13 protein-coding genes and 1 pseudogene are annotated in these 12515 nt (G+C 67.8%); 12 read left to right on the plus strand and 2 right to left on the minus strand.

The annotated features are described in order from the left end of the window. The first annotated feature begins 162 nt into the window (after window positions 1-162). From A5709_RS24135 to A5709_RS24190, 12 genes are all read left to right on the plus strand, one after another. A complete protein-coding gene (locus tag A5709_RS24135; protein WP_068122982.1) occupies window positions 163-1146 on the plus strand; it encodes an NAD(P)H nitroreductase in 984 nt (327 codons plus the stop codon). Window positions 1147-1186: 40 nt separating this feature from the next. Further along, window positions 1187-1462, plus strand: a complete 276-nt coding sequence (locus tag A5709_RS24140; protein WP_156673319.1) for a DUF1918 domain-containing protein — start codon at window positions 1187-1189, stop codon at window positions 1460-1462. A 37-nt stretch (window positions 1463-1499) separates the two neighbouring features. After that, on the plus strand, window positions 1500-1709 hold the full coding sequence (locus A5709_RS24145; RefSeq protein ID WP_231972082.1) for a hypothetical protein: 210 nt from the start codon (window positions 1500-1502) through the stop codon (window positions 1707-1709). A gap of 118 nt (window positions 1710-1827) precedes the next feature. Further along, a complete protein-coding gene (locus A5709_RS24150) occupies window positions 1828-3867 on the plus strand; it encodes an erythromycin esterase family protein (protein ID WP_068122985.1) in 2040 nt (679 codons plus the stop codon). Window positions 3868-3887: 20 nt separating this feature from the next. Further along, window positions 3888-4880 (plus strand): 1-phosphofructokinase family hexose kinase, encoded by a 993-nt coding sequence (locus A5709_RS24155; RefSeq protein ID WP_068011342.1) that lies wholly within the window; start codon window positions 3888-3890, stop codon window positions 4878-4880. 70 nt (window positions 4881-4950) lie between these two features. Beyond that, a complete protein-coding gene (locus A5709_RS24160) occupies window positions 4951-5709 on the plus strand; it encodes a universal stress protein (RefSeq protein WP_068122987.1) in 759 nt (252 codons plus the stop codon). Window positions 5710-5719: 10 nt separating this feature from the next. Next, complete coding sequence (locus A5709_RS24165) at window positions 5720-6541, plus strand: universal stress protein (RefSeq protein ID WP_067949098.1); 822 nt, start codon at window positions 5720-5722, stop codon at window positions 6539-6541. Between the two features lie 59 nt (window positions 6542-6600). Then, entirely contained in the window at window positions 6601-7272 is a 672-nt protein-coding gene (locus A5709_RS24170) for a response regulator transcription factor (RefSeq protein WP_067949100.1), read from the plus strand. A 188-nt stretch (window positions 7273-7460) separates the two neighbouring features. Beyond that, window positions 7461-9107: a GAF domain-containing protein gene (locus tag A5709_RS24175; protein ID WP_197501021.1), complete on the plus strand. Its 1647-nt coding sequence runs from the start codon at window positions 7461-7463 to the stop codon at window positions 9105-9107. A gap of 87 nt (window positions 9108-9194) precedes the next feature. Beyond that, on the plus strand, window positions 9195-9728 hold the full coding sequence (locus A5709_RS24180; RefSeq protein WP_197520224.1) for a GNAT family N-acetyltransferase: 534 nt from the start codon (window positions 9195-9197) through the stop codon (window positions 9726-9728). Between the two features lie 12 nt (window positions 9729-9740). Further along, the gene (locus A5709_RS24185) at window positions 9741-10619 is read left to right on the plus strand and encodes a universal stress protein (protein WP_067949104.1); all 879 of its coding nucleotides are present in this window, start codon (window positions 9741-9743) and stop codon (window positions 10617-10619) included. A gap of 30 nt (window positions 10620-10649) precedes the next feature. Continuing rightward, entirely contained in the window at window positions 10650-11018 is a 369-nt protein-coding gene (locus tag A5709_RS24190) for an STAS/SEC14 domain-containing protein (protein ID WP_067949106.1), read from the plus strand. A 6-nt stretch (window positions 11019-11024) separates the two neighbouring features. On the opposite strand, the gene A5709_RS24195 is transcribed toward A5709_RS24190, so the two are convergent. Continuing rightward, window positions 11025-11831: a universal stress protein gene (locus A5709_RS24195; protein WP_067949109.1), complete on the minus strand. Its 807-nt coding sequence runs from the start codon at window positions 11829-11831 to the stop codon at window positions 11025-11027. 121 nt (window positions 11832-11952) lie between these two features. Beyond that, a pseudogene (locus A5709_RS24200) lies at window positions 11953-12480 on the minus strand (glycosyl hydrolase family 65 protein); the annotation flags it as partial. Window positions 12481-12515: the final 35 nt, after the last annotated feature.

Here is a 12515-nt window from a genome sequence, read left to right on the forward strand (position 1 = left end):
CGGGGTGGTCGTCTACATCGTTTGCCGCGCGGTGGCGCCGCAATAGAGACAAAGGTCATCAGTCGACCCCGGGTCCAATGACGTGACGCTGGGGACCAAGGACCCTGGCGTGCGCTGCCCGCATGCCCGAGGGTCCAAGTAACACAGGAGAGGCGAACGACAATGACCCAGACGATGGTCGACAGGAAAGTGCTCACCCGGGCGGTCGAGCTCGCCTGCCGCGCCCCCTCGCTGCACAACAGCCAGCCATGGCGATGGGTTGCCGGCGGCCCGACCGTCGATCTCTTCGCCGACCCGCACCGCATGGTGTCCTCGGCCGACAGCTCGGGACGCGAGTCGATCATCAGCTGCGGCGCAGTGCTCGATCACTTCCGGGTCGCGATGGCCGCCGAAGGGTGGGTCGCCGGCGTCGACGAGTTTCCCAATCCCAACAACCCCGACCACCTGGCCGCCATCGACTTCGTCTCGGGCGACTACGTCGCCGTGGCCCGGCGAGACCGCGCGGCGGCGATCCTGCGCCGCAGGACCGACCGGCGCCCCTTCGGCGCCCCAAAGGAGTGGGCATCCTTCGAACCGGTGGTGCGGAGCGCCTTCAATCCCGAGCTGGCCACCCTCGACGTACTGGCCGACGACGCGCTGCCGCGGCTGGTGGAGGCCGCGCACCTCAATGAGGCGCTGCGCCGCTACGACGACCTCTACCACCACGAATTGCGTTGGTGGACAGCGCCTGGCAGGCACGACGATGGCATACCGCAGGCCGCCCTGGTCAACGAGGCGCAGCCCCGCGCCGACGGCGTGAACCGTCGATTCGCCGCCGACGGGCACGCCCGGGGGAGCTCCGCCAGCCTCCGCGATCAAGCAAAGATCGTTGTCCTGTCCACGCCGGGGGACACCCGCGCGGACGCCTTCCGGTGCGGCCAGGCCCTCTCGGCGGTTCTGCTGGAGTGCACCATGGCCGGGCTGGCGACCTGCACCGTGACACACGTGACGGAGCTGCAGGCCAGTCGCGACATGATCGGGGAGCTCATTCCCGAGACCGAAGCGGTTCCCCAAGTTCTGATCCGGGTAGGCACCGCCTTCTCGGGTAAGGGCGCTCCCGAGCCGACGCCGCGCCGGCCGGTTCGCGAGGTCTTGGAGATGCGCTGATGGCCCGAGTTATGTTGCACTGCAATATTTTCGAAGGGAGATGGTAGTGCTTGCCGATCCAGGTGACTGGCTCGTTATCAAGAGCAGCACAGTCGGACGACCGGATCTGCGTGGGTTGATCACCTCGGTGAGTTCACCGAATGGTCAACCGCCGTACCGGGTCCGGTGGCTGGCCACCGGCGAGGAGGCGACCGTGTTCCCCGGTCCGGACGCGATTGTCGTGACGGCCGCCGAACAGCAGGCCGCCGACGAGCGGGCACGGGCACGCTTCGCCGCGGTGCAGGCGGCCATCAGGGATCACGCTCGGAGCGGGTAGGACGCAAATGCCACCTACCACCGAGGGATCCCCGTCGATGACCGATGCCGACGTCGATGAGCTCGCGTTCGAGTTCCTGCACTCGCCCTATGCCGGCGACGCCTATCTCGACTGGAGCCTGGACCAGCGCCTCGACGGCTTTCTCCGCCACCGTGGATTGCCCCGGCTGGTGGACGACGGCGACGCCTACGGCCTGATCCTCAACCGGGTCATGGCCTATATCGGCGAACTGCGCCGCAGAAGCTGAGCCGACGAACGACCCGCAAGGCTGGGACTTCGTGCCCTACCGCCGATTTACGGCGGGCTGGTCGGATGAATTCGTCGAGGGATCGAGGAGATTGCCATGACTACAGGCGCGGTGCGTGATGACCAGAGCAGCTGACGCCACCCGACGCTCGCCACGGCGGGTGTTCCGTGATCGCGCCGAGGCCGGCCGCGTGCTGGCGAACCTCCTCGGTGCCTACCGCGATCGGCACGACGTGATCGTGCTGGGCCTGGCGCGCGGCGGTATACCCGTCGCATGGGAGGTGGCGGCGGCGCTGCATGCCCCGCTGGATGCCTTCATCGTGCGCAAGCTCGGCGCCCCCGGCCATGAGGAGTTCGCGGTGGGGGCGTTGGCGAGCGGAGGCCGCGTCGTGGTGAACGACGACGTCGTGCGCGGCCTGCGTATCACCCCGCAGGAGTTGCGCGCCGTCGCCGAGCGGGAAGGCCGGGAATTGATTCGGCGCGAGGCCGCCTATCGCGACGGGCGTCCGCCGGTAAATGTGGCCGGCAAGACGGTGATCCTGGTCGATGACGGATTGGCCACCGGCGCAAGCATGTCCGCGGCGGTGCAGGCGCTCCGCGAGGCCGAGCCCGCACACATCGTCATCGCCGTGCCGGCGGCCCCGGAATCCACCTGCCGGGAATTCGCCGGTCAGGTCGACGATGTCGTATGCGCGAGCATGCCGACTCCGTTTCTCGCGGTCGGGGAATCGTTCTGGGATTTCCGGCAAGTGACCGACGAAGAGGTCCGTCGGCTCCTCGCGACGCCGACGACCGGCACCCCGTCGAGGGCCGCGGCGCGGACCCCGGCCGAGGTGATCGCCCGGGTGGCCATCGACGCGCCGGCCGGCGTTCCGCCGCGTGACGCGCTGGAGGAGCTGATCGGCGATGCGCGCATCGTGCTGATCGGCGAAAGCTCGCACGGCACACACGAGTTCTACGAGGCCCGCGCGGAAATCACCAAGTGGTTGATCGAGGAGAAGGGCTTCTGCGCCGTCGCGGCGGAGGCGGACTGGCCGGATGCTTACCGGGTGAATCGCTACGTTCGCGGCATCGGCGACGACACCAGCGCCGACGAGGCGTTGAGCGGCTTCGAGCGGTTCCCCGCATGGATGTGGCGCAACACCGTCGTGCGTGACTTCGTCGAGTGGCTGCGCACCCGAAACCGGATGCACGAGAACAACGGGCAGCGGCAGGCCGGCTTCTACGGGCTGGATCTCTACAGCCTGCACCGCTCGATGCAGGAAGTGATCGGCTACCTCGACAAGGTCGACCCGAAGGCGGCGGCGCGGGCACGCGAACGTTATGCCTGCTTCGACCACGCCTCGGCGGACGACGGGCAGGCGTACGGCTTCTCGGCGGCCTTCGGCGCCGGCCCCTCGTGTGAACAGGAAGCCATCGATCAACTGGTCGACATTCAGCGCAACGAACTGGCCTACGCGCGCAGGGACGGTCTGCTCGCCGAGGACGAATTGTTCTACGCGCACCAGAACGCCCAGACGGTGCACAACGCGGAGGTGTACTACCGGGCGATGTTTAGCGGGCGAGTCACTTCGTGGAACCTGCGCGACAAACACATGGCGCAGACGCTCGAGGCGCTGCTGAAACATCTGGACCGCCACCAAGATATCCCGTCGGCGCGAATCGTGGTGTGGGCCCACAACTCTCACGTCGGGGACGCCCGCGCCACCGAAGTCTGGGCCGATGGGCAACTCACACTGGGCCAATTGGTCCGCCAGCGGCACGGCGACGAGGCGCGTCTGATCGGCTTCAGCACCTACACGGGCACGGTCACCGCCGCCAGCGACTGGGGCGGCATCGCCGAACGTAAGGTCGTGCGCCCGGCGCTCAACGGAAGCATCGAAGAACTCCTGCACGAGACGCGCAGGGGCGAGTTCCTGGTGTCGGCCCACACCAGCCCGGGGGCCGCCGAACCGCTGGGCGCGGTCCGGTTGGGGCGTGCCATCGGGGTGATCTACCGCCCCGAGACCGAGCGGCAGAGCCATTACTTCCACGTCCGCCCCGCCGATCAGTTCGACGCGATGATCCATATCGACCGGACCCGGGCGCTCGAACCCCTCGAGGTCACCAGCCTCTGGATCGCGGGCGAAACACCGGAAACGTATCCGAGCGGCCTCTAACACCCACGGAGCCAGCCAAGATGGAGATGCCCTCGGACCCGGTTCGCCGAACGCGGATCGTCACGTTGACGATGAACCCCGCGCTCGACATCACGACGAGCGTCGGCGTCGTGCGGCCGACCGACAAACTGCGCTGCTCTGCGACGCGTTACGACCCGGGCGGTGGCGGCATCAACGTCGCCCGGATCGCGAAGGTCCTTGGCAGCTCGGTGCTGGCGGTGTTTCCCGCGGGCGGCTCGCACGGCGGTCTCGTCACGAGTCTGCTGAGCGAGGCGGAAGTCCCGTTCCGGCAGGTTCCGATCGCCGCCCAAACGCGCGAGAGTTTCACCGTCAACGAGACCAGCACCGGCCAGCAATACCGGTTCGTCCTGCCCGGGCCGGAGCTGACCGTCCTCGAACAGGAGCAGTGTCTCGACCAATTGCGGGCGGCGGCCCAATCGGCCGAAGTCGTTGTGGCAAGCGGAAGTCTGCCACCGGGTGCTCCCGCCGACTACTATCAGCGGGTTGCCGACCTCTGCCGGCAGTTGGGCGTGAAGTTCATTCTGGACACCTCCGGCGGCGGCCTGCAGCACATCTCCTCCGGGGTGTTCCTGCTCAAGGCGAGCGTGCGAGAACTACGAGAATGCGTCGGCCGCCGGCTCGCCACCGAGTCCGAGCAATTGGCTGCCGCCCACCAACTGATTGACAGTGGCCGCACACAAGTCGTCGTGGTTTCTCTGGGCTCCTATGGCGCGCTGCTTGCGACGCGCCATGCGAGCCAGCGGTTTCCGGCGGTTCCGATGCCCGGCGGGAGCGGTGTCGGCGCCGGCGACGCGATGGTTGCCGCGATCACGGTGGGCCTCACGCATGGCTGGCCTCTCGCCAAGTCGGTTCGGTACGGGATCGCGGCGGGTGCCGCGATGCTGATGACACCGGGCACGGCGGTCTGTGAACGCGCCGACATAGAGCGGTTGTTCGAGCTGGTCGCCGAACCCGCGGAGCTGGGGACGAACGACTTCGCGGCTGGGGCCTAACGGCCCCTGCCGGCCGGGTGCGGCCGCAATAGCCTGAAATGTGAGCGATTCGGAACGATCAGGAGCCGACATGAGCCAGCTGGACGCCAAGGCGGTGGTCGTGGGCGTCAACGGCTCCCAGGCCGCGGTCAACGCCGCGAAGTGGGCGATCGACGAGGCGATTGGCCGGCAGCTGCCACTTCGCCTGGTGTATGTCATGCCGGCGCGTAAGGGATCGGGGCCTCGTTCCGAGTGGGAGGTCGAACGCGGCGAAATGGCCTTGGCCGAAGCGGAGTGCGCCATCCGGAGCCAGCGGAAGCCGGTCGAGATCGAGACGGCGATCGTCTCCGGAGATCCCGCGGAGGCGTTGGTCAATCAATCCCAGGACGCTGCCCTGGTGTGTGTCGGCACCGCCAGGCGCGGCTGGGCATCCGACGGGCTGTTGGGTCCGACGGCCGCAGGCTTGGTGGCGCGCGCGCACTGCCCGGTCGCGATCATTCGTACTTCCGACGGAGCGCCGATTGAGCTGGGTGTGATCGCCGTCGTGCTCAACGACGACCCCGACAACGACGAGGTGGTGCACCAAGCGATGGAGGAAGGGCGACGCCGCCACGCCACCGTGCGCCAAATCGACCGGCGACTGAACAGCTGGGTCCGCCGTTATCCGGACGTCCACGTCCAGACGGTGGCCGCCGGGACCGGCGCGAAATACGGCGGAAAGCCCGGTAGCGCAATTGAATTGGCGGTGGTGGGCAGTACCGATGCCGAGGAGATGGCAGGGCTGGCCACCCCGAACTGCCATCCGATCGTCGGCTACCCCGACTGCTCAGTGCTTGTGGTCCGCCACTGAGGCAGGCCCGATGACGCAGCCAGCAAGAACCAAGTCGATCGTCGCCGGTATCGACGGTTCCAAAGCGGCGATACGCGCGGCGCTGTGGGCGGTCGATGAGGCGGTCAGTCGCGACGTTCCGCTACAGCTGCTCTACGCGACCGACTCCGCGGACGGCGAACAAGCCGCGCAGATGGCGGTCCGCCAGGCGGTGACGGCGATCCAAGTCGCGGGCAAGCCGGTCCAGGTCGAGACGGAGGTCGTCCACGGACCCGCGGTCGGATCGCTGATTCGGTCGTCGGCGTCGGCCGCCATGGTCTGCGTGGGCGCCGTCGGACTGCGCCACTTTCAACCGGGCCGGGTGGGCTCCACCGCGGCGGCCCTGGCCGTATCGGCGCGCTGCCCGGTGGCGATCGTCCGGGGCCGCGACGGTCATCGCGGGCCGCCCGCGGAAAACGCGGTCGTCGAGATAGCCGGGTCCCCGGACTCGGTCCTGCTCGGCGCTGCCATCGAAGAGGCGGTGCTGCGCGGTGCCGCGCTGGAGGCGGTCGTCTCGCGGCGGACGGGACGGGCCGAACAACACGGTGATACCGAGGCCGATCGCCGGGCGCTCGCCGACCTGGATCGCCGCCTGTCCGGGTGGAAGCGACGCCATCCGCAGCTTCGGGTCGAGTCGCTGGCGATACACGTCGGCCTGCTGGACTATCTGGCCGGACACCGCGGGCCGGTCGGCTTGGTGATCGTCGGCGCCGACAATCGTCAGCACGTTGCCGAGCTTGTCGGGCCCGTCGGCAGTTCGGTGATGGCGGACGCGAATTGTTCGTTGTTGATCGTGAATCGGCAACATTTGTGAAATTTGTACGATGATTAATGTGTGATATGGAGGTCCCACGACCGGCGGAAGGGTTCTTAATGGTCAAGGTTTTCCTGGTCGATGACCATGAAGTCGTCCGGCGCGGCCTCGCGGACCTCCTGGCGGCGGACCCCGAGCTCGAGATCATCGGCGAGGCGGGCTCCGTCTCCGAGGCGAAGGCGCGGATACCGGCGCTGCAACCCGACGTCGCGGTGCTTGACGTGCGGCTTCCCGACGGCAACGGCATCGAACTGTGCCGCGACCTGGTGTCCGATCACCCCGACCTGCGCTGCCTGATGCTGACGTCGTTCACCTCCGACGAAGCGATGCTGGAAGCGATCCTGGCCGGGGCCAGCGGCTACGTGGTCAAGGACATCAAGGGCATGGAGCTGGCGCACGCGATCAAAGAGGTGGGCGCCGGCAAATCCCTGCTGGATAATCGCGCGGCGGCCGCCCTGATGGCCAAGCTCCGCGGCGCGGCGGAGCGCGAAGACCCGCTGTCCGGGCTGACCGAACAGGAGCGGACGCTGCTCGGCCTGCTCAGCGAGGGCCTGACCAACAGGCAGATCGCCGCCCGGATGTTCCTCGCCGAGAAGACGGTGAAGAACTACGTGTCGCGGCTGCTGGCCAAACTCGGCATGGAGCGCCGCACCCAGGCGGCGGTGTTCGCGTCCAAGCTGGACCAGCGGCCGGGACATCCCGCCACGCCGGCGGACGCGCCGCAGGACTGAGCCGGTAGGCGGGGCGTCACGCTACCGATAACAACCATTCGCTTGGGTACTTGACATTTCGCGATTAGGCTGATCTTGCCATTCGGACATTGCGTCGCATCTCGAGTGTCTTGGAGGTTTTCGGTTTGACGAGCGACGACAGCGGCTCCGCGTTCGCCGGACTCGGCCAGCGGGGGCTCGTCAGCAGGATGCACGAGCAACTCGACGAGATGTTGGCGGCCCGCGACCAGATGGAGCAGCTGCTGCGGGTCATCGTCGAGATCGGCGCGGGCCTCGATCTTGACGCCACGCTGCACCGGATCATCGCCGCCGCCAGGCGGTTGACCTCCGCCCCCTACGGTGCGCTGGCCATCCGCGATCCCGACGGCAACCTGCTCTCGTTCGTCCACGAGGGGATGGATGCCGACACGGTGGCCAAAATCGGGCACCTGCCGGTGGGCAAGGGCCTGCTCAGCTTGTCGCTGATGGACACGCCCGCGTTGCGGATGGCCGACCTGACCGCCCATCCGGCCGCCGTCGGGTTTCCCGAGCACCACCCCCCGATGCGCGGCTTCCTCGCGGTGCCGATCACCATTCGGGGCACCGTGTTCGGCAACCTCTACCTCACCCACGTCGAACCGCAGCGGACGTTCTCCGAGTCCGACGAGATGGCGGCTCGCGCCCTGGCGTTCGCCGCCGCGATCGCGATCGACAACGCGCAGGTGTTCGAACGCGAGCGGACGGCCGCGAAGTGGATGGAGGCCAGCCGCGAGATCACCACCGCGCTGCTGTCCAGCGCCGAGCCGCACCGGCGCCCGCTGCAGCTGATCGCCGAACGCGCCCGGGCCCTGACCGATGCCGAGCAGGCGATCGTCCTGGTGCCCGCCGATGCCGATGTGCCTGAAGACGAGGTCGACACGCTGGTGGTCTCGGCGGCGGTCGGCGCGCACGCCGACGAGGTGGTCGGCCAACGCGTTCCGGTGGACGGTTCCACCAGCGGGGCCGTTTTCCGGTCCGGCGAACCGCTCATCACCGAGACGTTGCGGTACCCGATTCAGGCATTCACCGACGTCGGGCAGCGGCCGGCCATCCTGATGCCGCTACGCGCCCGCGACGAAGTCGTCGGCGTGATCGCCATCGCCCGCGGCAGTCACGAGTCGCCCTTCGACGACAGTTACCTCGATCTGGTCAGCGATTTCGCCACTCATGCCGCGATAGCGCTCGTGCTCGCGTCGGCCCGTGACGACGCGCGCCAGCTGACCATCCTGGCCGAGCGTGAACGCATCGCCCACGACCTGCACGACCACGTCATCCAGCGGCTCTTCGCCGCCGGGATGGATTTGCAGGGAACGCTGGCCCGGGCGCGCTCCCCGGAGGTCGCCGACCGGCTCAACCGCACGCTGGACGATCTGCAAACTATCATCGAGGAGATCCGCACGACGATCTTCCAGCTGAAATCCCCGCCGGGAAAGAACGATTTCCGGCAACGCATCCAACAGGTGGTCGCCGACCTGACCGAAAATCGGGACATCGTGACCACCGTGCGCATGCACGGGCCGATGACCGCCGTCGGCGGCGAGCTTGCCGACCACGCCGAGGCTGTGAGCACGGAGGCCGTCAGCAATGCGCTGCGTCATTCGGGGGCATCGCGGCTGACCGTCGAGATCAGCGTCGCCGACATGTTCGTCCTCGACATCGTCGACAATGGCTCCGGCATACCCGACGGCAACACGCGGCGCAGCGGCTTGGCCAACATGAAGCGGCGCGCCGAGCAACTGGGCGGGGCCTGCGAGATCACCGGCCCCCCGGAGGGTGGCACCCGGGTGCACTGGGTCGCCCCGCTCGTCGATCAATAGCGGTCGCCCCGAACGGGACCAATGGGAGGGGCCATGGGGTCTAACGGCCCTGCCCTGCCGCGCCGCCGCCGAATATCGTCGGGCAGTGTGAGTAATCGATCGGTGGACGCCACCGCGACTGCTCGGCTGCTCGACGGACGCCTGGTGTCGTTGCGTCCCTTGACCGTCGCCGACGCCGAGGCCGTTTCGGCGCTGCATCGACACCTCTCCGACCACGACCGGTACTTTCGTTTCTTCACGCTGCAGCTCGCACCGCTGCACGAGCTCGTCGCCAAGCTGACCGAGCCCGCGGACGGGTTGTACGCGCTCGGTGCCTTCGACGCCGATCGGCTGATCGGCGTGGCCCACTACGTCGTGGTCGACGACCCGAACGCGGCCGAGGTCGCGGTCGTGGTTGCCCACCAAGACCATTCGCTGGGGGTGGGCACGGCCCTGCTGAAGCACCTGGCCCCGATCGCTCGGGCCCACGGAATCGGGCGGTTCGTCGCGGACGTCCTCGGCGAGAACCACCTGATGCTCACGGTCTTCTTCGATCTCGGCTGGCCTTGCAGGCCAATCGATTACGGAGCCATTCGTCACCTCGAGATCGAGCTACCCCAATTCGACGAGACGCCGGCATAGAGGAGCGGAAAAATGAACGCAGAAGCGAAGAAATACGGTGTACTGGTGTGTGTCGACGGGTCGGCCGCATCCGACGCCGCCGTCGCCTGGGGGACGCGCGAAGCCATCATGCGCGACCTGCCCATCACGCTCATGTTCGTCGTTCCGCCCATCGTCGTCGGCTGGCCGGTGGGGCAACTGTATGCCGAGATGCCCGACTGGCAACAGGACAGCGCTCAGCACGTGATCGACCAGGCCCGCAAGACGCTGAGCGCCAGCGTGGGCGCCTCCGAATCGCCCGAAATACACACCGAGACGGTCTATTCCGCCATCGTCCCCGCGCTGATCGAGGCATCAAAGCAGGCCTGGGTGCTCGTCGCCGGAAACCAGGGACTGGGAGCGGTGGGCCGCCTGCTGCTGGGCTCCGTGACCACGGGACTCGTGCACTACGCCCATTGCCCGGTCGCCGTCATCCACACCGGCGAAGGGGCGGCCCCCAACCCCGGCGCGCCCGTGGTGCTGGGCGTCGACGGGTCCCCTGCGTCCGAAGCGGCGACCGCCCTGGCCTTTGACGAAGCATCGCGCCGTGGGGTGGGGCTGGTGGCACTGCACGTGTGGAGCGACGTGGGCGTGTTTCCCATCCTCGGCATGGACTGGCATGACCGGGAGCAGGAGGCGCACGAGATCCTCGCCGAACGCCTGGCCGGCTGGCAAGAACGCTATCCCGACGTGCATGTCGAGCGGAAACTGTTCTGCGACAAGCCGTCCGAATGGCTGCTGAAGGAATCCGAACACGCCCAACTCGTGGTGGTCGGCAGCCGCGGCCGCGGCGGATTCCCCGGGATGCTGCTCGGCTCGGTGAGTTCGGCGGTCGCCCAGTCGGCGCGGGTGCCCGTGCTGGTTGTCCGCTGACGACGAGAATCGCCCGCAAAGGAGGCCGTTATGATCGAGCTGCTCCCGGACATGCCGGAGAAGGTGATCGGCATTCGCGTATCGGGCCGGCTGCGCGGTGACGAGCTGCGCGACTTCAAGCCCGACATCGACCACGTGCTCCAGACCGGCGAGGTCAGGATCGTCGAGGTCATCGCGTCCGACTACGAGGGATTCGGGCCCGGTGGTTTCCTCGAGGATCTCAAGCTGGGCTTCGGTACCGTCTTGCCGCACCATTCGGCGTTCAAGCGGATCGCGGTGGTGTCAGACAAGGACTGGGTCGCCCCCGTCCTGCACGCTGTGGCGTGGCTGGTTCCCGGCGAGATCGCCGTGTTCTCACTCGACGAGCTCGACCGCGCCAAGGATTGGGCGGCCGGATAGCCGCCGTCATTCGCGGACGACGAGCACCGAACATCCGGTGTGGCCGCCGGGATGCGGGGTGATCGGCCCGACCATGCGGGCGACCTTGTCGGCGTCCTCACTGCCCACGACCGCGAGCTGAACGGGTTCCTTTGTACGCGTAAGGAACTCGGCGGCCCCGCGCCTCGCCGCGGCGGGCTGGACGTGCACCTGGCTATGCTTCGAGACCCAGGGGCCGAGGCGCTGATCCAGCTGGCGGTAGGGAATCTCGCCCAGGCCCCACCGCCAAACGCCCATCGCCAAGATCGGTGCGTCACGAAGGCGTGCCTCGTGGAAACCGTGCTCGAGCACCGCGTCGTTGGCGTCCGTCTCCTCGACGGCAACGGCGACGTATCCGTCCTCCGGCCCGGCGCCGTCGCGGCTGCTGCGGATCACGGCCACCGGGCAGTGCGCCTTGCGCACCAACGTCTGTGCGGTCGAGCCGAGGACCTTGCGGGCCACCCAGCCGGTCCCCACCGAACCCACGCACACCATTGCGGCATCCCGTGATTCGTCGATCAGCGCGCCCTCCGAGGAGCCGCGCACGATGTCGCACTCGACCTTGACCGGCGTACCCATGGCCTGCAGCGCCGCATCGGCGTTGCGCAACGCCGCTTGGGCGTATTCGACGTCCAAGCTGTCGTCATCCGCGTTCCGCCTCGGGACGGCGTGGATCAGCCGGAGCGGGACGTTGCGGCTCACCGCCTCGGCGGCGGCCCATTTGGCCGCGTTGATGGCGGCGTCCGAGCCGTCGATTCCCACCACGATCCGCTGCGACGACTGCGGATTGTTCATCGAGTCCTCCTCTATGACTGGCTGCCGGGGCGCGAGGGCCCGTCACTGGCCACGTTATGGTCGGTCGGCTCCGTTGAGCAGGGCCGTTCGGCCCCCGTTCGCAGGCATTGGTCACCCGGCTTCAGGCGACCTCGACCGTGTGCCCGGGCAGCAGGTGCTGTAACCGGCCACGGCATTCCACCGCGACGGAGGCACTGTTGCCAGCCTCGGAGGTCAGCTGGGCCGCCCGACCGCTGACCCGAAGGTGCAGCCGTTGGCCGCGGTATAGGAAGGGAAACTCGATGGATCCCAGTGCATCTGGCCATTGCGGGCTGAGGATCAGGCGGTTGTTGCGGGTTTCGAGTCCGGTGAAACACCGCTGCAGCAGATCGATGCTGCCGGCCATCGCGGCCAGGTGTATGCCTTCCGACGTGGTGCCGCCCTGGATGTCGACGATGTCGGAAGCCAATACCTGCACGAAGTACTTCATGGCGTGGTGCCGGTTGCCACGGGTGAGAACCCAGGCGTGTACGACGGCGCTCAGGCTGGAACCGTGGGAAGTGCGCTTGAGGTAGTAATCCACGGTCTCCGGAATCTGCTCGGGCGCGAAGCGGTAACCGAGCCGGCCCAGTAAACCCAGCAACTCGTCCGACGACAGCAGGTAGAACAACTACAAGGCGTCCAAGCAGGCCGATGTGCTGATGC

The organism is Mycobacterium sp. E1386 (assembly GCF_001672745.1).
Classification (GTDB): Bacteria; Actinomycetota; Actinomycetes; order Mycobacteriales; family Mycobacteriaceae; genus Mycobacterium.